This window comes from Flaviaesturariibacter aridisoli, from assembly GCF_004343705.1.
In the GTDB taxonomy this organism is placed as follows: Bacteria; Bacteroidota; Bacteroidia; order Chitinophagales; family Chitinophagaceae; genus Flavisolibacter; species Flavisolibacter aridisoli.
The window spans coordinates 96636-114833 of record NZ_SKFH01000004.1 but is presented as its reverse complement, the minus strand read 5'-3'; the positions used below and the strand labels follow the sequence as shown (position 1 = coordinate 114833).

General features: G+C 57.7%; 17 protein-coding genes. 8 read left to right on the top strand and 9 right to left on the bottom strand.

Going from position 1 to position 18198, the window contains the following annotated elements; all coding sequences use genetic code 11:
- Positions 1–7: 7 nt before the first annotated feature.
- Positions 8–493 carry a cytidine deaminase gene (locus E0486_RS04370; protein WP_131850921.1) on the bottom strand — a complete coding sequence of 162 codons (486 nt, stop codon included), beginning with the start codon at positions 491–493 and terminating at the stop codon, positions 8–10.
- A gap of 103 nt (positions 494–596) precedes the next feature.
- The gene (lepB, locus tag E0486_RS04365; RefSeq protein WP_131850920.1) at positions 597–2147 is read right to left on the bottom strand and encodes a signal peptidase I; all 1551 of its coding nucleotides are present in this window, start codon (positions 2145–2147) and stop codon (positions 597–599) included.
- Positions 2148–2243: 96 nt separating this feature from the next.
- On the opposite strand from lepB, the gene E0486_RS04360 reads away from it, so the two are divergent.
- Entirely contained in the window at positions 2244–3119 is an 876-nt protein-coding gene (locus E0486_RS04360; protein ID WP_131850919.1) for a MerR family transcriptional regulator, read from the top strand.
- On the opposite strand, the gene E0486_RS04355 is transcribed toward E0486_RS04360, so the two are convergent.
- Together E0486_RS04355 and E0486_RS04350 are read right to left on the bottom strand one after the other, a co-directional pair.
- Positions 3116–4279 carry a sigma-54-dependent transcriptional regulator gene (locus E0486_RS04355; RefSeq protein ID WP_131850918.1) on the bottom strand — a complete coding sequence of 388 codons (1164 nt, stop codon included), beginning with the start codon at positions 4277–4279 and terminating at the stop codon, positions 3116–3118. The two genes, E0486_RS04360 and E0486_RS04355, sit on opposite strands and share 4 nt — an antisense overlap.
- Before the next feature lie 398 nt (positions 4280–4677).
- Complete coding sequence (locus E0486_RS04350; RefSeq protein ID WP_131850917.1) at positions 4678–5664, bottom strand: pyruvate dehydrogenase complex E1 component subunit beta; 987 nt, start codon at positions 5662–5664, stop codon at positions 4678–4680.
- Positions 5665–5729: 65 nt separating this feature from the next.
- Between E0486_RS04350 and E0486_RS04345 the strand changes: the two genes are divergently transcribed.
- Complete coding sequence (locus E0486_RS04345) at positions 5730–6056, top strand: SemiSWEET family sugar transporter (protein ID WP_131850916.1); 327 nt, start codon at positions 5730–5732, stop codon at positions 6054–6056.
- A 105-nt stretch (positions 6057–6161) separates the two neighbouring features.
- Here the strand turns inward: E0486_RS04345 and E0486_RS04340 are convergent, their stop codons facing one another.
- A complete protein-coding gene (locus E0486_RS04340; RefSeq protein WP_131850915.1) occupies positions 6162–7349 on the bottom strand; it encodes an acetyl-CoA C-acyltransferase in 1188 nt (395 codons plus the stop codon).
- Positions 7350–7415: 66 nt separating this feature from the next.
- Between E0486_RS04340 and E0486_RS04335 the strand changes: the two genes are divergently transcribed.
- The 3 genes from E0486_RS04335 to E0486_RS04325 are packed head-to-tail and all read left to right on the top strand — an operon-like array spanning position 7416 to position 11064.
- Positions 7416–9305 carry a PKD domain-containing protein gene (locus E0486_RS04335; protein ID WP_131850914.1) on the top strand — a complete coding sequence of 630 codons (1890 nt, stop codon included), beginning with the start codon at positions 7416–7418 and terminating at the stop codon, positions 9303–9305.
- 37 nt (positions 9306–9342) lie between these two features.
- The gene (locus tag E0486_RS04330) at positions 9343–10074 is read left to right on the top strand and encodes a YqjF family protein (RefSeq protein ID WP_131850913.1); all 732 of its coding nucleotides are present in this window, start codon (positions 9343–9345) and stop codon (positions 10072–10074) included.
- Between the two features lie 9 nt (positions 10075–10083).
- Positions 10084–11064, top strand: coding sequence for a YpdA family putative bacillithiol disulfide reductase (locus E0486_RS04325; protein WP_131850912.1), 981 nt, complete (start codon positions 10084–10086; stop codon positions 11062–11064).
- Positions 11065–11126: 62 nt separating this feature from the next.
- On the opposite strand, the gene E0486_RS04320 is transcribed toward E0486_RS04325, so the two are convergent.
- The 4 genes from E0486_RS04320 to dnaG form a co-directional block, all read right to left on the bottom strand.
- Positions 11127–11657, bottom strand: coding sequence for a YceI family protein (locus E0486_RS04320; protein ID WP_131850911.1), 531 nt, complete (start codon positions 11655–11657; stop codon positions 11127–11129).
- 81 nt (positions 11658–11738) lie between these two features.
- Positions 11739–11945 (bottom strand): hypothetical protein, encoded by a 207-nt coding sequence (locus E0486_RS04315; RefSeq protein WP_131850910.1) that lies wholly within the window; start codon positions 11943–11945, stop codon positions 11739–11741.
- Between the two features lie 16 nt (positions 11946–11961).
- Positions 11962–12435 carry a hypothetical protein gene (locus E0486_RS04310; RefSeq protein WP_207906198.1) on the bottom strand — a complete coding sequence of 158 codons (474 nt, stop codon included), beginning with the start codon at positions 12433–12435 and terminating at the stop codon, positions 11962–11964.
- Between the two features lie 249 nt (positions 12436–12684).
- Entirely contained in the window at positions 12685–14709 is a 2025-nt protein-coding gene (gene dnaG / locus E0486_RS04305; protein ID WP_131850909.1) for a DNA primase, read from the bottom strand.
- Between the two features lie 219 nt (positions 14710–14928).
- Between dnaG and E0486_RS04300 the strand changes: the two genes are divergently transcribed.
- The 3 genes from E0486_RS04300 (at position 14929) to E0486_RS04290 (ending at position 17915) form a co-directional block, all read left to right on the top strand.
- Complete coding sequence (locus E0486_RS04300) at positions 14929–15306, top strand: hypothetical protein (RefSeq protein ID WP_131850908.1); 378 nt, start codon at positions 14929–14931, stop codon at positions 15304–15306.
- An 82-nt stretch (positions 15307–15388) separates the two neighbouring features.
- On the top strand, positions 15389–17524 hold the full coding sequence (locus E0486_RS04295) for an elongation factor G (RefSeq protein WP_131850907.1): 2136 nt from the start codon (positions 15389–15391) through the stop codon (positions 17522–17524).
- A 139-nt stretch (positions 17525–17663) separates the two neighbouring features.
- A complete protein-coding gene (locus E0486_RS04290) occupies positions 17664–17915 on the top strand; it encodes a hypothetical protein (protein ID WP_131850906.1) in 252 nt (83 codons plus the stop codon).
- Positions 17916–18198: the final 283 nt, after the last annotated feature.

The following is an 18198-nucleotide window of genomic DNA, read 5'->3' as shown; positions in this document are numbered from 1 at the left end:
AGGCGTCCTAGCGCAGCTCCTCGCTGGTGAACGCAAGGGGCAACAGGGCTTTCGCATTGTCGATCACGTAAACCACGCCGGTCATGCCACCGAGAATCAGCTTGATGGGATGGCCGAGGCGCGACTCGAACTCCTGCAGCGACTGGCGGCAGATACCGCAGGGAGAGATCGGGTGGTCGCTCGCGTGGCCTTCGCCTTTGTAGCTGATGGCGATCACATCCACCGGCACCCGGGGAAATACGGACGAAGCCGAGGCCAGCAGCACGCGCTCTGCGCAAAGCCCCACCGGGAACGAGGCGTTCTCCTGGTTGGAGCCGGTGATGATCTCGCCATTGGCCAGGCGCGCCACGGCGCCAACCTGGAAGTGCGAATAGGGAGCATAGGCATTGGCCGTTACTTCGCGGGCTTCGTTCAGCAGCCACTGCTCCTGCTCGGGTAGCTCCTCGATGCTGTCGTATACCTTGTAGTTGAATTCAAATTTTGTTTCTTTCATGCTTTTTGTCGTTGTTTTCTGAAACGCATTCTTGTTCGCGTACGGAGACAAAAATGCCCCCCGGTTCGCGGAGGGCAGTTAAAGATAGGTATTTATCGGGTAATTACTTTACGATCTTGAAGATCCGGTTCCACCGCGGTCCGGAGTCGTAGGAGAACCAGATCATCCAGGCCTTGCCTACCACCCGGTCTTCGGGCACAAAGCCCCAGAAGCGGCTATCCTGCGATCCGTGGCGGTTGTCACCCATCATCCAGTAGTAATCCATCTTAAAGGTGTAGGTGGTCGTTTCCTTCCCGTTGAGGAAGAAGCGGCCGTTCTGCATGTAAAAATCATTGTGCTCGTAGTTGCGGATGGCACGCTCGTACAGGCTGTAGTTCTGCGGGGTGAGCTGCAGGGAAGCGCCCTTCTTCGGAATCCAAACCGGTCCGAAATAGTCGACGGTCCACTTGTGCAGGGTGTCGTAAGGAAACAGCACATTACCCCAGAAATTGGCCGGCACGTTGACGGGCTCTTCAAGGATCGGGCGTACGTTTTTGATCACGCCGTCGGCTTTCATCCGCGTCAGGCCTTCGTTGGTAAGCAGCATATCGAATTGGTTCTGACCCTTCGGATCCACCTCGTTCGGATCGTTCAGGTCAACACCATAAGTGGTCTGCATGATCTCGGCATCGAGCGGCTGGCCGTTGGTTTCAACGCGGTAGCGGATCTCCGAGCGCGGGGGGGGCTCGGAGGCGACGCCGTTGATGAACACCTGGCCGCCGCGTACTTCGAGCGTTTCACCCGCTACACCCACACAGCGTTTGATATAATTGTCGCTTTTGTCGATGGGGTGCACCACGATCGGGTATTCTTCGGGGTTGCTCAGTACGCGCTGCGACTCCACGTCGCCAAGGGCGGCGGCCCGCTTCACATCGTAATAGGGACGCAGCGATTGGTAATCGGGGTGGTTGATCACCGTATCGCCGGCCGGGAAGTTGAACACCACCACGTCGCCGCGCTTCACCGGCGCTGCAAACCAGCGCACATAGGGCAGCTCGATCAGTGTGCTGTAGGAGCGGGCGCGGGTGCCGGGGATGTAGTTGTGTACGAACGGAATCGACAGCGGTGTGTTGGGCAGGCGCGGGCCGTAGCTGAATTTGCTGACGAACAGGAAGTCGTTCACCAGCAGTGTTTTTTCCATCGATCCGGAGGGAATCGTGTAGGCTTCAAAAACAAAGATGCGAATGAGCGTGGCGGCAACGATGGCGAAGACGGCGGCGTCGATCCATTCGCGCCAGCCCGGCTTCTTGTACATCTTCACGCGCTCGGGACCGATATAACGGGCCGTGTCGTCGTAGCCGAGGTAGGAAATGTACCCGCCGGCAGTGAGGGCGGTTGCCGCGTGGGAGCCGAGGCTCCACTTTCCGTATACCTTGATGAATTCGATATAAATGCCGATGGTGATGAACCAGCCGACCACGGGGATCAGCTGCCAAAAGAACCAGTGCTTCGGGCGTTTGGCGATGTCGAGCATCACCCAGGTGTTGTAAAGCGGCACCAGCCCTTTCCAGCCGGGCTGGCCAGCCCTGGGAAAGAGCCGCTGGAGGCCTAGCGCGGGAAGCAGGAAAATCAATAAGGAAATGCCGTACACGATCAGGAACTGGGATAAAGACATCCGTTTTTCTTTAGGCGGTCAAAATTATTATTTTATATAGGTTGCGGGCCCGATATTACGGAAAGTTTTGCTAAAAAGGGGGCCGCTACGACCACCATGGAACGCTTCACCATACGAGATATAGAGAACCTGTGCCACATCAGGGCGCACACCCTGCGCATCTGGGAGCAACGTTACGGCTTCTTCCAGGCCAAACGGAAGGAGAGCAAACACCGATTTTACGACGGCGAAGATTTACGGTTACTCCTGCAGGTTGCCTTCCTGTACCACGGCGGCTGGAAGGTTTCGCGGATCGCCGCCCTCACCCGCAGCGGTATGGAAGAGGCGGTGCGCGCCGGGGCAGCGTCGCCAGTGACCAATGAGCAGGATATCCTCACACTCATCAGCGCGGCGGCTGATTTCGACGAACAAAGTTTCCGCGCCCGCCTCGATTCGATCGTATCCCAAAAAGGAATGGAAGCAGCCGTGCTCCAGGTGGCCTTCCCTTTCCTGCAACGGGTTGGACACCTTTGGCTCACCAATAACGTGATCCCGGCGCAGGAACATTTCTCCGCCAACCTGATCCAGCACAAGATCATTGCGGAGACCGAGGCCCTCCCCCGCCGGCAGCCCGAACACCCGCCGATCCTGCTCTTCACGCCCCGCGGTGAATACCACGAACTGCCCCTGCTTTTTCTCAATTACCTGCTGCGCAGTTACGGCTGGTCCGTGTTTTACCTCGGTGCCAACATCGAGGCGCTTCACCTGCCGGAGGCGATCCGCGACAAGGCCGGCATCTTTTACCTGCACCTGATCACCAACCTTACCGGTGAGCTGGCCGACGACTACCTGGAGAAGCTTTGTACCACTTACCCCGACAAACTAATTATTGCTTCTGGTAGCGCCGTGCAACCTGCACAACGGGCTCACCGCAACCTGAAGTTGCTGAAAACCGATGAGGCGATCCGCTCCTTTGTACGCAACGGACCTTAGTGCGGCAACACGTAGCTGTTGACGTCTTCGGGCGTGATGGCCTTGCCCGAAAGGATCACCAGTCTTTCCACCACGTTGCGCAGCTCGCGGATGTTGCCGGTCCAGTTGTGCTGGCGCAACAGGCCAAGGGCTTCTTCGCTGATGCTTTTTTTCGGAATGCCGTAGTCGGCGCAGATGTCTTTAAGGAAGTAGTTGACCAGCAGCGGCACGTCGTCGCGGCGTTCATTGAGAGACGGCACGTGGATGAGGATGACGCCCAGGCGGTGGTAGAGGTCGAGGCGGAAACGCTTTTCCTCCACTTCGCGAAGCAGGTCTTTGTTGGTAGCGGCCACCACCCGTACGTCTACGGATATGTCCTTGTCCGCGCCTACACGGGTGATCTTGCCTTCCTGCAGGGCCCGGAGCACTTTCGCCTGCGCGCTGAGGCTCATATCGCCGATCTCGTCGAGGAACAGCGTGCCGCCGTTGGCCTGCTCGAACTTCCCGATGCGTTGCTTGATGGCCGAGGTGAACGAACCTTTCTCGTGTCCGAACAGTTCGCTCTCGATCAGCTCGGAAGGAATAGCGGCGCAGTTTACTTCCACCATCGGCCCTTCGGCGCGGGCGCTCTTCTGGTGCACCCAGCGGGCCACCAGTTCCTTACCTGATCCGTTTTCTCCGGTGATCAGTATACGCGCCTCGGTAGGCGCAACTTTCTCGATCGTATCCTTAATCTTTTTGATGGGTGCCGACTCACCGACCATCTCCTGCACCTTTTGCACGCGGCGGCGCAGGTTCTTGTTTTCGCCAACAAGGCTGTAGCGCTCTTTCGCATTGCGGATGGTCACCAGGAGGCGGTTGAGGTCTGGCGGCTTTTGAATGAAGTCGTAGGCGCCGCGCTTGACAGCCTCCACGGCTGTTTCGATGGTGCCATGCCCGGAGATCATGATGATGGGCACATCGGGATTGTGCTCGGTGGCTTTCTGCAGGAACTCGAGCCCGTCGATCTTGGGCATCTTGATATCGCACAGGACTACGTCGTAGGTCTTTTTCTGGAAGCAGCGCAGCCCTTCTTCGCCATCGGATGCCTCGTCAATGGTATAGCCTTCAAAACTGAGAATCTCGCCTAGCGTTTTGCGGATAGCCTTTTCGTCGTCGATCAATAGAATGGTACTGCTCATGGATTCGGTTAATATGGGTTCCGGGACTTTTAGAAAAAGAACAAGCGCTTATTAAATGAGATATGCGCTGCAAATCTATTGCCGTGCTTTGAACGGAACAAAGGCGAAAATAAGAAGGTGTCAGGGCCCTCACAATGCGATCATGCGCGTGTCTTGACGAAGGGCTTTTCGCGCCATTCCGAGCCGGTGGGCAAAAGAAAAGGCCGGATAGAAATCCAGCCTCGTGTAAAATCCAATATCCTATGAAAAACCGAGACAAAGATGCGCAGAAAATTGGAAAAACAAAACTTTTGGTCAGAAATTTTTGAAGATCAACTATATGAAAATGAAAAAGTTGCGCAGTGGTGCGCAACTTTTAGCCGGTTTTACCCAATCTGAGGAAGAGCCTCCTCAGCTGTTTATTTCTTTAAATACAGGACTTCTTTGACAAGTTTCACCGTGCGCGAAACGTCGGGAAGCGCGGCTGCAACGAGGTTCGGCGCGTAGTGCAGCGGGGCGTCGGCGGCAGTGATGCGGCGGATCGGCGCGTCGAGGTAATCGAAGCCTTCCTTCTGGATGCGGTAAGTGATTTCAGAAGAAACCGAGGCGAACGGCCACTGCTCTTCCACGATCACGAGGCGGTTGGTCTTTTTAACGCTCTCGAGGATGGTCATCCAGTCGAGCGGGCGGATGGAGCGAAGGTCGATCACTTCGGCGGAAATGCCTTCTTTCTCGAGCTCGGCGGCAGCACCCATGGCCACTTTCATCATCTTATTAAAGGAGACGATCGTGACGTCGCGGCCGGCCTTTTTGACAACGGCCTTGCCCAGGGGGATGTAGTATTCTTCTTCCGGAACCTCACCTTTGTCGCCATAGGCCAGCTCGGCTTCCATGAACATCACGGGATCTTCCTCGTAGCGGATGGCCTGCTTCATCAGGCCCTTGGCGTCGTAGGGATCGCAGGTAGACACCACCTTGAGGCCGGGGATGTTGGCGTACAGCGATTCGAAGGCCGTAGAGTGCTGTGCGCCCAGCTGCCCGGCCGACCCGTTGGGGCCGCGGAACACGATGGGGCAGGTGATCTGACCACCGCTCATGGCAAGCATCTTCGAAGCCGTATTCAGGATCTGGTCAAGCGCCAGCACGGCGAAGTTCCAGGTCATGAACTCCACGACAGGACGCAGTCCGTTCTGCGCGGCACCCACCGCCACAGCGGTGAAGCCCAGTTCGGCGATCGGGGTGTCAATGACCCTTTTGGCGCCGAATTCGGCCAGCATACCCTGGCTCACTTTATAGGCTCCGTTGTATTCAGCTACCTCTTCGCCCATCAGGAATACCCGCTCGTCGCGGCGCATTTCTTCCGACATGGCTTCACGGATCGCTTCGCGTAAGGTGATTGTTCTCATTCGTTGTCAAAATTAAGCGTGGCAAATGTACAGTAATTAGCATTGGTTTTGCAAGAAAGAGCGGCATGGATACTACCCAAATCGTCGGCATCGTTGCCGGTATATTAACGGCTTCTTCGCTCCTGCCCCAAGTAATCAAAACCCTGAAGGAGAAAAAGGCCGCCGAGGTGTCCAAGGGGATGCTCCTGACCCTGATGGGCGGCGTCGCCCTCTGGATCGTGTACGGCGTGCTCCGGAAAGACCTTCCGATCATCGTCACCAATTCGTTCTCACTCCTGGTCAATATCGTGATGATGGGCCTGCGGGTGAAGTACGGCGACAAGAACAAGGGAGCGAAAGACAAACAGGTTTCGGAACCACGAAGGGAAATGGAGGCGAAGCTGGTACGCTAAGGTGGTTATAAAGCGATACGTCCCGCAACTGCGGGACGTATCCGTATTTCCTGGCGAAAACACCTTTTTTACTTCTTTTCTTTGCTGTTATAAACCTTCTTCACCTTATCCAACCTTTTCAATGACCATCGCCGACGCACCGCCGCCGCCGTTGCAGATACCGGCAGCGCCATAGCGTCCCCCCTTCTGCTTCAGCACGTTGAGCAGCGTCACGATGATCCGTGCGCCGGAACAGCCCAGCGGGTGGCCAAGCGAAACGGCACCACCGAAGGCGTTCACCTTTGCCGGGTCGAGGTTCATCTTGCGGGTGTTGACGATGCCCACGACGCTGAACGCTTCATTCAGTTCCACGAAATCGATGTCGCTCATGCTGAGGCCGGCGCGCTTAACCGCTACCGGTACCGCGATGCTGGGCGTGGTGGTAAACCATACCGGCTCCTGCTCCGCATCGGCGTAGCCCCGGATAATGGCCAGGGGCTTGATGCCGAGCTCTTCGGCTTTTTCGCGGCTCATCAGCACCACGGCGGCGGCACCGTCGTTCATCGTGCTCGCGTTGGCGGCCGTCACCGTGCCTTCCTTGCTGAAGGCGGGACGCAGGCCGGCGATCTTGTCAAACTTCACGTTGAAGGGCTCTTCGTCCTTGCTGACAACTATAGGGTCGCCCTTCTTGGACGGTATTTCTACGGGTACGATCTCGTCGTTGAACTGCCCGGCTTCCCAGGCCTTCTGACTGCGCTGGTAGCTTTCGATGGCGAAGGCGTCCTGCTCTTCGCGGGAGATCTGGTTTTCGGAAGCACAGAAATCGGCGGCGTTGCCCATAGCGGTGCCGCTATAGCAATCGGTGAGACCATCCTTGGCGAGGCCGTCGATGAGTCCGGTGTTGCCGTACTTATTCCCCCAGCGCAGGCTTTCCACGTAGAAAGGCACCTGGCTCATGTTTTCCATGCCGCCGGCAACCACTACGTCGCTGTCGCCGAGCAGGATGCTCTGGGCACCCTGGGCGATGGCCTTCATACCGGAGGCGCAGACCTTGTTGACGGTCGTGCAGACCACGTTGTCGGGCAGGCCGGCGAAGCGGGCGGCCTGGCGGGCGGGCGCCTGGCCGAGTCCGGCCTGGATCACGCAACCCATCAGCACTTCATTGACCATATCGGGGGAAATGCCGGCACGCTCTACAGCGGCTTTGATGGCGATAGCACCCAGGCGCGGGGCCGGAACCTCTTTAAGAGCGCCACCAAAAGAGCCCATCGGCGTACGGACGGCGGAAACGATATAAACTTCCTTTTGATTCATATAGCGTTGTTTGCGGCGCAAAGATACGCCGCATTAGCTGTACCTTCGCGATTCGCGTTCAACTACATGACTTCCCGCTGCCTGCTTGCATTCTGCCTTATTCTCACGTCCCTTTTCACCGGGTTCCGGGCCGGCGCGCAATGCACCGGTGCCATCAGCACCTTTCCTTATACCGCCGATTTTGAACTGACCGACGGTGGCTGGGTCACGGGCGGCAACGCCAGCGACTGGGTTTGGGGCATCCCGCACAAGCCCGTTATCGTAGGCGCCGCCAACGGGCAGAAATGCTGGGTCACCGGCGGGCTGCAATACACGGCTTACAACGACAACGAGAATTCCTGGCTGATGAGTCCCTGCTTCGACTTCAGCAGCCTCCCCCACCCCTACGTTCAGTTCCAGCTTTTTTGGGAAACCGAACGCAAGTACGACGGGGCGTCCTTTGAATATTCTACCGATGGCGGCAGCAACTGGCTCCCACTCGGCTCGCAGGCCGACTACCAGTCCTGCCCCGGTTCCAATTGGTTCAACACCACCTCCATCACGACGCTCGGTTCTGACGGGTGGTCGGGCAACGTGCAGGCCACGGCGCCCTGCTCCGGTGGGGCGGGTGGTGGCAGCGGGCGTTGGGTGCCGGCCGGTCATGCCATGCCGCAACTGGCCGGGCGCAGCAATGTGCGCTTCCGCTTTCGCTTTGCCGCGGGCAGCCGTTGCAACGACTATGATGGTTTTGCTATCGACGACGTCTGGATTGGCGAACTGCAACCTGCCAGCGCCGATTATACCTTTTCCTGCTCCGCCAGCCGCACCGGGCAATTTACACCGGTCACCATTGGCTGCGGAAACAGCTACGCCTGGGATTTCGGCGATCCGTCAACCGGCGCGGCCAACGCATCCAACAGCAGTAATCCCAACCACACGTTCAGCAGCGCCGGCGACTTCCAGGTAATGCTGACGGTGACCGCTCCGGGCGGCGCGACCTCGACGATCACGAAGACGGTCCGCGTGCTCGACGTAACGGCACAGGTGGTTCAGCCGGTGCGCTGCCCCGGCGGGCAGGACGGCAGCATCCAAGTGCTCAGCACACCGGCCGGCACCTACACATACAGCTGGTCTACCACGCCCACGCAGCAGGGCGCCACGGCCACCGGTCTTGGCGCCGGGCTGTATACCGTCGACATCCGCGGCACCAACGTATGTGCGGTACGTGCCAGCAACTCCCTCAGCGACCCGACGCCGGTCACCCACACTGAGTCGGTAGAAGACGCCCGCTGCAGCGGGCCGAACGGAAAAGCCACGATCATTCCTGCCGGGGGTACCGGACCGTATAACTACAACTGGTCGCCGGCGGGGCCGACCGGTTCGGGAACCAGCAGCAGCCTCCGCCCCGGCGCCTATACGGTGGCCATTGCCGACGCCTATGGTTGTGCCGATACCTCCCGCTTCAGCATCGGCGACGATACCGACCTACTGGTCACTATCGGCCACGACACGGTGCTTTGCGCCGGTGAAACGCTGCTGCTTCAACCTGCTCCCGGGCCATTTTCCACCTTCCAATGGCAGGATGGCAGCAGCGCTCCTGCATACCGCGTATACCAAACGGGGCGTTACAGTGTGCAAGTGACGGACGGCGACGGATGCCGCAACAGCGCTGCTTTGCAGGTGACCGTCGATTGTTCGGATGTTTCCTTCCCAACCGCTTTTACACCCAACGGAGATGGGCGGAACGATCGCTTCGGTCCGCTCGGCAACCGCGGCGCGCTAACAGATTATACACTCCGCATCTACGGCCGCTGGGGCCAGCTCATTTTCGAAACGCACAACCCGATGCAATCCTGGAACGGCGATACGTTGGTCGGCAAGGACGGCAGCCAGGTGTATGTGTGGGCGGCCCAATACCGGCTTGTTCGCCACGACGGTGTGCAGACCCGGAAGGGCACGGTGTTGCTGATGCGCTAGCGTGGCCCGGGGCTACCTTTGGTTTCAATTTCAACCCATGGCATCCCGCGTATTTCTTTCCGCCGAATGGCGCAACCTGCTGATGGCCAATTATGCCGTAGATCCGGCCCTGCTGAAGCCTTACTTACCCTGCCGCACCGAGCTCGATACGTTTAACGGTGTGCACTACGCCAGCCTTGTCGGCTTTTTGTTTGCCGGAACCCGGGTACTCGGTGTGCCCATTCCCGGCCATCGGACCTTCGAAGAAGTGAACCTGCGTTTCTATGTGCGCTATAAGGAAAATGGCACCTGGAAGCGCGGTGTGGTATTTCTCAAGGAGATCGTTCCGCGGCGCGCTATCGCCTGGGTGGCCAACACCTTATACGGAGAAAATTATGTGCGCTACCCGATGCGGCATAGCTGGAAACAGGAGGAAGGTGTACTGCGGGTTTCCTACGAATGGCTGCTCAACGGCGAATGGAACTACCTGAGCGCCGATGCGCGGGCGGAGGCGCAACCCTTGCTGCCCGGGTCAGAAGAGGAGTTCATTACCGAACATTACTGGGGCTACACGCAGGTAAGCGATCAGTGCACCGGCACTTACCAGGTAGCCCACCCCAGTTGGCAGGTACACGCCGTGGAGCGCTACGCCGTTCATTGCGATGTGGCCCGCCTTTACGGTGCCGGGTTTGCTGAAGCATTGCGGGAAGAGCCGCGTTCGGTTTTCCTGGCGGAAGGATCGCCCATACAGGTGATGAAAGGCGACCGCATCGAGCTGGCAAAAACCTAATTTGCCACGGTGGAGCAGCATACACTCGTTATCATCGGCGGCGGTCCCATCGGTATTGCCTGTGCACTGGAAGCGCAGCGGCTCGGAATCGATCACCTGGTACTGGAAAAAGGTACCGTGGTCAATTCGATTTATCACTACCCGGTCAATATGACCTTTTTTTCTACTTCCGAACGGCTTGAGATCGGGGGCGTCCCCTTCGTGACTACCCAGCCAAAGCCCAAGCGCGCCGAAGCGCTGGAGTACTACCGGCGGGTGGTTCAGGACCGGCGGGTGCACCTCCGTCTATTCGAAGAAGTGACCGCGGTGGATGATGATGCGGACGGCTTTATTGTGCGGACGTCAAAAGGCGCTTACCGGGCGCGTTTCGTGGTGATCGCCACCGGGTTTTACGATATCCCCTATAGCCTCGGCGTCCCGGGCGAAGACCTAATAAAGGTGAAGCACTACTACGACGACCCGCATTATTACGCGTTCCAGAAAGTGCTCATCGTAGGCGCCCAAAATTCAGCCGTGGATGCGGCGCTGGAAACCTGGCGCAAAGGCGCCCAGGTGACCATGGTGATCCGCGGAACGGAGATCGGGCAGCGGGTGAAATACTGGGTTCGTCCCGACATCATCAACCGCATCGAGGAAGGGTCGATCAAGGCCTACTTCGATTCCAACGTAACGGAAATCACGGAGCGGACCGTAGAAATACAAACCCCCGGCGGGCCCGTTTCAATCGAAAACGACCTGGTGCTCGCCCTGACCGGGTACCAGCCGAACCTTCCGTTCCTGCGTCACCTCGGTATCCGCCTCGGCGACGATGCGGTGTGCCAGCCCCAGCTCAATGCGGAGACGCACGAATCAAACCGGCCCGGCATCTACCTTGCGGGCGTCATTTGCGGCGGGATGAACACGCACCGGTTATTTATCGAAAACTCCCGCGAGCACGCGGTGAAGATCCTGGCGGATATCCGGTCACGGCTGCCTGATTCAAAGAAATAGCAAAGAAAAAGGGCACTGCGGCCCTTAATAATCATTCAGGTGAATCTGCGATCTAAAATTTCTTAGGCTTGTTTCACCAGCTGGATCTCCGCGTGGATCTTGATGTCATCGCTGACCACCACTTGTCCTGCTTCGGTAACAGCACTCCAGGTAAGGCCGAATTCCTTGCGGCTGATCTTACCCGAAACCGTAAAGCCCGCCTTCGTCTGTCCATAGGGATCCACCACGATGCCTCCATATTCCACGTCAACCGTTACCGGCTTCGTGACGCCGCGGATGGTGAGGTCGCCGTGCAGTTTTGCTTCGTCGCCGCTGTTCTCGTACTTGTGGCCAACAAACGTGAGCTGCTCATGCTCTTCGGCATGGAAGAAATCGGCCGACTTCAGGTGCGTGTCGCGCTGCTGATTGTTTGTATCAATGGAGTCGATATCCGCCGAGAACTGAATCCGGGAGGCCGTTGTAAAGTCATCATTTTCGGTATCTACTTCGAGGTCGAACTTTTTGAAATAGCCGGTCACCGTGGTGATCATGAGGTGACGTACTTTGAATTGCACTTCGCTGTGGGTGGGATCCAGCTTCCAGGTAATTGCCATACTGAAGGTTTTAGTAGTGAGTCGATGTTATAACACCAAACCTAGCCACGGAACATTTTCCCTCCAAATAATTCTTACCGGTCAGCTGCGCTCCCCTTTATGGTCCTTGATGCTGGTATTCCGCTGTGCGTCCTGCTCACGCCCGCGGCCCATCGGCGTGGATGGCTGGCCGCCGGTCTGCTTTCCATGATTCATTTTGCCTTCCTCGGGCGGAACGGCCTGGCCGCTCTGGTTGGACGCGCCGGCACCGGAGCTGCCGCGCTTGTTGTTGTCGCCACGTCCTGACATATGATTGGTTTTTGGGTTACAGAATGAGCGAGCCGGGGATGTGTTTCGGCGCGCGTTTTCTTTGCAGCCATTTCAATGCCAGTCCCGTCACCAGTCCACCCAATGTATAAAGACCGACGGTCATCAGCGCTGTGGCCGTAGTTCTACTGCTCGGCTTTTCATCCAGCCCCATGGGTCCGGGCAGGAAAACACCGCCGAGCCCGGCCGCAAAGCCAAGCAGCGCACTGCGCAAGACTACATTGCGGTTGTTGATACCGCCGATGCTGTAATAGATAGCGTTAGCCAGCAGGTCGCCCGCCATCGTATATAGAAAGAGTTTACCTGATGAAGGCTGCTGACCTTTTGCGCCGGCGATCAGCTTACGCAAGGCCTGCATCCCGAGCAGGTCCATCCGCGGTGCAGCGGGTACGCCGCGCTTCAAGGTCTCGTGAGTAGCCGTGAGCAGGCCCGCACCCGCAAGGCCGCTCAGCAATACGTCGGAAGTACGCATAACTGTTTTTGATGAACGGGCGGAAAACCGTGCCGACTTCGCCCAGCGTCGGCCGGCGGCTGGCTTCTCCGGAAGGGTTTCTGACGAAGGGGAATTGTTGAAAGCTCAACGGCGAGCGACAGATTTCGATAACGTGGGCCTGAATTGTTTTGCCTGAACAGCGGAAATCAGGTTACGGATCGATCGTATGGAAATCATCGCTGCTCCGATCCGAAATCGTATCAAATCTGCGTGCCTAGTTTTACCCGGCTACCGGATCACGACGGTGCCGGTCTTATCTGTCAGCTCGCGTTCCATTTGCTTCAGGGTTTGGTGGGTGAGCAACAGCGTCATTTGCTGATCTGCCGGCGCCTTTTCGAGGTCGGCCTGGTTCTGCAGCAGGAGGCGGCGCACCTGGCGAAGCTTCAGGTATACCAGTGCGGATTCCACTTCCTGGTGCGTGGTGTCGCGCTGCGTGAGCAGGTACGAGCCCAGCTTATCCGGGTTCTCTTTATTGACGGTACTTTTGAACCCATCCCAGGATTGCTCGAACAGCGACTTCTGGTACCCGGAAGATTGCGCGGCTTCCGACTTCCAAAACTTACTCTCTTCGTATGGAAACTGGAGCAAGGACACGGCGAAGGCACTCAGCTCCGAGTCGGGGTGATAAATGAACACGTTCTTGTCGGGCAACTGCCCATTGGCGAGCAGGTCGCGGAAGGCGTGGATCACCTTCAGCACCGTGTGGTTCTCGAAGAGCTCGTCTTCGGGCAATTCGTGCAGCACAAACTCCGCGATCATCTGGTCGTTCCAGTGCTTGACGCCATGCTCAATCAGCACCCGCGCGATCTCGCGTTCCTGCAGCTCGTTCTTGAAAAGAAGCTGGAAGGTATGATCGTCGAGCGCCGGCGGCTCCGCTGGTTGTGTATGGTCGGCCAGGGCATTGGCTTCCTCGAAGGGAAGCTTCTGCTCCTGCTTCACGATGCGGTCGCGGATGAATTTGTTCACCAGGTTGGTGAAGCCGCTTTCGTCGATGCGCAGCAGCTGCGCACACAGCCGGATGTAATCCTGCTGCTTGGTAAAATCCTCGGCCCGGTCGATTTTAGCGATGGTCTCGGCGATCTGGTTCACTACGGCTGCCTTGCGCGCAGCGTCATCGCCGGCGTCGCGCAGCGACACTTCAAGCTGAAACAGTACAACATCCTTCTTGTTGTGGGCAATGAAGTTGCGGAACTCATTGGCACCGACCTTCTGTACATACGAATCGGGGTCCTCGCCGTCGGGCACGAGTACGAGCTTTACGTTGAGGCCTTCTTCGAGGGCCATGTCGAGGCCGCGCAGGGCCGCCTTGATGCCGGCCCCGTCGCCGTCGTATACGATCGTTAGGTTCTTCGTGTATTTTTTGATCAGCCGCAACTGCTCGGTAGTGAGCGAGGTGCCGCCCGAGGCCACCACGTTCTCTACGCCCGCCTGGTGCAGCGACAACACGTCGGTGTAGCCTTCCACGAGCAGGCACTCGTCGAACTTGTCTATGGCCTGGCGCGCGAAGTATAGTCCGTAAAGAATCTTGCTCTTGACATAGAGCTCGTTTTCAGGCGTGTTGATGTATTTCGGTGCCTTATCGTTCTTCTTGATCAGTCGGGCACCGAATCCGATGATGCGGCCGCTCGGGTTGTGTATCGGAAAGATGATACGGTCGCGGTAGTTGTCGACCCACTCGTTGTTGCGGAAGGCGATGAGGCCGGCCTTCTGTGTCAGCTCGCGGTTGTATTTCTGGTTGAAGGCGGCGGAAGCGAAGGTGTCGCGCTTATCGGGATTGTAGCCCACGCCAAACTTGCGCAAGGTGTCTTCGGTAAAGCCCCGCGACTCCAGGTAGCTGAGACCGCTGGCGCGACCTTCTTCCGTATCGAACAGTTGCTGCTCGAAAAATTGCTGCGCAAACTTGTTGATGATGTAAAGACTCTCCGACGTTTGCTGCTGCTCGCGCACTTCGGCTGATACCGCCGTTTCCTGTACCTCGATCTGGTAGCGGGCGGCCAGCCAGCGCATGGCTTCCACGTACGTGAACTTCTCGTGCTCCATCACGAAGGAGATCGAGTTGCCACTCTTGCCGCAGCCGAAGCACTTGTAGATGCCCTTCGCTGGTGATACGGTGAAGGAAGGCGTGCGTTCGTTGTGAAAGGGGCACAGACCCAGGTAGTTGGCGCCGCGGCGTTTGAGTCGCACGAAGTTTCCGACGACATCTAGCACGTCGACGCGGTCCTGGATAGCCTGAATTGTTTGCGGAGTGATCATGAAGGGGGAGCAAAGATAGCGGACCCATAGCAGAATGCGGGACTGTTCAAACGGGTCCTCGGGGCCCGAAAACGGGGCCGAGCCGAATAATATAACGTTTTTTCATCAAACAAAATTTTCTTAGTTTAACGGCGCCCGCGCTAAATTTAAAGCACCATCCTAAAGCATCAGTGAGGAAGAGAAGCCAGATTTTTTAACCCCCTTTAAAACCTTCTTCCCATGGTTCAGACCGATCTCGCACAGCTCACTTCCGAAACCGCCGAATGGCGGCAGATCCTTCGCAATTACCGCGACGAATTCCAGGAATGTAAAAAAATGTTACAGGAATCCGCCCGGCTGACGGCGAAGGACCAGCTTGTCGAACTCGAGCACTTCGACAACCAGTTTCACATCCAGTTGATCAACATCCACGACCTCAAGCAGGAGATCAAGCAGCATGAACGGCGCGTTTCTTACGAGCGTGCTCAGAACGACAACCTATCAAATGATACCTACACGGAACACGAGCGCTTGCTCGACGCCTTCCTGGTGCTGGAAAATACCCTCCAGCAACTCAGGGGTGACTTCCGGGATTTTGTAAACGCTACCAACTGTTAAGGTAGCGTTCTTTTTTTCCGGCCCTTCCATCCTGCCCGTGCAGGATGCGACCCCTTATTTCGGTAACCTAAAAACCTCCGTTATGGCTGAATTCGATACCGCCCACGTCAAGAACATCGTCTTGCTTGGGCACGCCGGTTCGGGAAAGACCTCGCTGGCGGAATGCATGCTGTTTGAAGCCGGGCTCATTAACCGCCGCGGCTCCGTCCCTGAATTAAACACCGTGGGCGACTACCACGAGCTGGAGCACGAACGCGGCAACTCCATTTTTTCGAAGCTGATGCACACCCGGTGGAAGGGCTACAAGATCAACATCCTCGACACGCCGGGCTACGACGACTTTGTGGGGGAAGTGCTTTCAGCGCTCCGCGTAGCCGACACGGGCGTTTTGCTGCTCAATGCGGTCAATGGAGTGGAGGTCGGCGCCGACGTGCTCTGGGAATACACCGAGCAGTTCCGCACCCCGATGATCTTCGCCATCAACAAGCTCGATCACGACAAGGCCGACTACGAACGTACGCTGCAGGAAGCCCGCGACCACTTCGGCCCGCGGGTGACGCCGGTACAATACCCGCTGCAAACGGGTGCTGGTTTTCACGAGATCGTAGACGTGTTGCAAATGACCCTTTATAAGTTTCGCGACACGGGCGGTAAGCCCGAAAAGCTGCCCATCCCCGATGCGGAGCGGGAGCGCGCCGAAGCCCTGCACCGCCAGTTGGTGGAAGCCGTTGCTGCCGTGGACGAAACACTGATGGAACACTATTTCGACAAGGGCGAGCTTGAGGAAGATGAGCTCAAGGCCGGACTGAAGAAGGCTATGATCGGGCATGAGCTCTTCCCGTTGTTCTGCCTCAGCGCCGAGCGCAACATGGGCTCCGGGCGCCTGATGGGCTTTATCGACAACGTCTGTCCCAGCGCCAATGAGTTGCCCCCGCAGGTAACGAGGGCCGGCGAATCGCTCCCTTGCGAAGCAACCGGGCCAGTATGCCTGTTCGTGTACAAAACGGTCTCCGAATCACACGTGGGCGACCTCTCCTACTTTAAGGTGTTCAGCGGCACGGTCCGGTCGGGGTTGGAGCTTGTAAACGAAGCCAACGGCGTCGTGGAGAAGATCACCCAGCTCTTCCTGCTGGAGGGCAACAAGCGCATCCCGGTAAACGAGCTGGTGGCCGGCGATATCGGCGCCACGCTGAAGCTGAAGAACACGCACGTCAACAATACCTTGCACGCGAAGGGGCGCCCCCTGGAGCTGGCGCCCATTGCCTTCCCGGCCCCCAACATGACCGTGGCGATCGAAGCGGTGAAGAAGGGCGAAGAGGAAAAGCTGGCTACTGCCCTGCACCAGTTGCGCGAGCAGGACCCGACGCTGCTGGTGGAAGTTTCGCCCGAGCTCCGGCAAACGCTCATTCATTGCCAGGGCGACATGCACCTGGCCGTGGCCAAATGGAAGATCGAGAACGGCGCGCGCCTCGACGTGCGTTTTGAGCGGCCGCGCATCCCCTACCGCGAAACGATCCGCCGCGGCGCTGAAGCGAGCTACCGCCACAAGAAGCAGTCGGGCGGCGCCGGACAGTTTGCCGAAGTGCAGCTCCGCATCGACCCTTGGACCGAAGATATGCCCGATCCGGCCGGGCTTAACGTTCGCAGCCGCGAGCTCATCGACCTGCCCTGGGGCGGCAAGCTGGCCTATTACAATTGCATCGTCGGAGGTGCCATCGACAGCCGCTTCCTGCCCTCCATCCTCAAGGGGATCATGGAAAAAATGCAGGAAGGTCCGCTCACCGGCTCTTATGTGCGCGACGTGCGGGTTTGTGTATTCGACGGCAAGATGCACGCGGTCGACTCCAACGATATCTCCTTCAAGATCGCAGGCACCATGGCCTTCCGCGAAGCGTTCCGCAACGCCGATCCGCAGGTGCTGGAGCCACTCTACCATGTGGATGTGCTTTGTCCCGACGACCTCACCGGCGCCGTCATGGGTGAGCTGCAGAGCCGGCGCGGACTGGTGGAGGGCATGGAAAGCGAAGGCCATTTCCAGAAGATCGGCGCCCGCGTGCCACTGGCCGAGCTGAACGACTTCTCATCAGCGCTTCGCTCCATCACACAGGGACGCGCCAAGTTCTCGATGCGCTTTGCCGAGTATATCCCCATGGCCTACGACGCACAGAAACGACTGACGGACGCCTACCATAAAACAGAGCAGGAGGCACTTGCTTAAAGCCGGGTTTTTAACCACGGAAAGGGGGCATTCAACCTCAAAAAATACGGTTGAGGCTATTGGAGGTAGTGTTTTTTGATTTTATGATATAACTTGTTTCCCACAAGCAAGTCTCATCATTAATTAAAATCTTCTACCTATGCATGCCTATTTCCGTAACCACCAGCTGTACCTGGCCGAGAAGAGTGCCTGGCTTGAGCGTCAGACCCAAAAGTCGAGCAAGCGGGCGATCATGAAGATCGAAAGCCTGAAGCTGATCTCGCAGGCCAGCGAAGACTTCGAGCAGATCCGCCTGGTGGAAAAGCTGGTCAAGGATTCGCTCCTGACCAACATCCCGGCCCAGTCGGTGCTACACCGCGAAGGCTTCTACAAGTACAACCTCCGCAACTAAACCAGAAAAACGAACTCCCTATAAAGCAGGTCCCCCGGACCTGCTTTTTTTATCGCCCCGGGGAGCCGGACCGTCCGGGACTGGTCCCGGAACGTGCCGCTTGTAGGGACGGAAACTCCCGGCATGGTTCCGGAAAGTTCCGCTCATAGGTCCGGACGTTCCCGGTATGGCTCCGGAATGTTCCGGAAGGGGATCCGGATCATCCGGCTATCGATCCGGAATATTCCGGACAGGGGTCCGGACGCGCCGGCAGGGGCATCGGAAAGTTCCGCTTGTTGGTCCG

Coding starts and splice junctions, on each gene's coding strand:
- E0486_RS04370 (WP_131850921.1), bottom strand. CDS start 493: ATGAAAGAAACAAAATTTGAATTCAACTACAAGGTATACGACAGCATC.
- lepB (WP_131850920.1), bottom strand. CDS start 2,147: ATGTCTTTATCCCAGTTCCTGATCGTGTACGGCATTTCCTTATTGATT.
- E0486_RS04360 (WP_131850919.1), top strand. CDS start 2,244: ATGGAACGCTTCACCATACGAGATATAGAGAACCTGTGCCACATCAGG.
- E0486_RS04355 (WP_131850918.1), bottom strand. CDS start 4,279: ATGAGCAGTACCATTCTATTGATCGACGACGAAAAGGCTATCCGCAAA.
- E0486_RS04350 (WP_131850917.1), bottom strand. CDS start 5,664: ATGAGAACAATCACCTTACGCGAAGCGATCCGTGAAGCCATGTCGGAA.
- E0486_RS04345 (WP_131850916.1), top strand. CDS start 5,730: ATGGATACTACCCAAATCGTCGGCATCGTTGCCGGTATATTAACGGCT.
- E0486_RS04340 (WP_131850915.1), bottom strand. CDS start 7,349: ATGAATCAAAAGGAAGTTTATATCGTTTCCGCCGTCCGTACGCCGATG.
- E0486_RS04335 (WP_131850914.1), top strand. CDS start 7,416: ATGACTTCCCGCTGCCTGCTTGCATTCTGCCTTATTCTCACGTCCCTT.
- E0486_RS04330 (WP_131850913.1), top strand. CDS start 9,343: ATGGCATCCCGCGTATTTCTTTCCGCCGAATGGCGCAACCTGCTGATG.
- E0486_RS04320 (WP_131850911.1), bottom strand. CDS start 11,657: ATGGCAATTACCTGGAAGCTGGATCCCACCCACAGCGAAGTGCAATTC.
- E0486_RS04315 (WP_131850910.1), bottom strand. CDS start 11,945: ATGTCAGGACGTGGCGACAACAACAAGCGCGGCAGCTCCGGTGCCGGC.
- E0486_RS04310 (WP_207906198.1), bottom strand. CDS start 12,435: ATGCGTACTTCCGACGTATTGCTGAGCGGCCTTGCGGGTGCGGGCCTG.
- dnaG (WP_131850909.1), bottom strand. CDS start 14,709: ATGATCACTCCGCAAACAATTCAGGCTATCCAGGACCGCGTCGACGTG.
- E0486_RS04300 (WP_131850908.1), top strand. CDS start 14,929: ATGGTTCAGACCGATCTCGCACAGCTCACTTCCGAAACCGCCGAATGG.
- E0486_RS04295 (WP_131850907.1), top strand. CDS start 15,389: ATGGCTGAATTCGATACCGCCCACGTCAAGAACATCGTCTTGCTTGGG.
- E0486_RS04290 (WP_131850906.1), top strand. CDS start 17,664: ATGCATGCCTATTTCCGTAACCACCAGCTGTACCTGGCCGAGAAGAGT.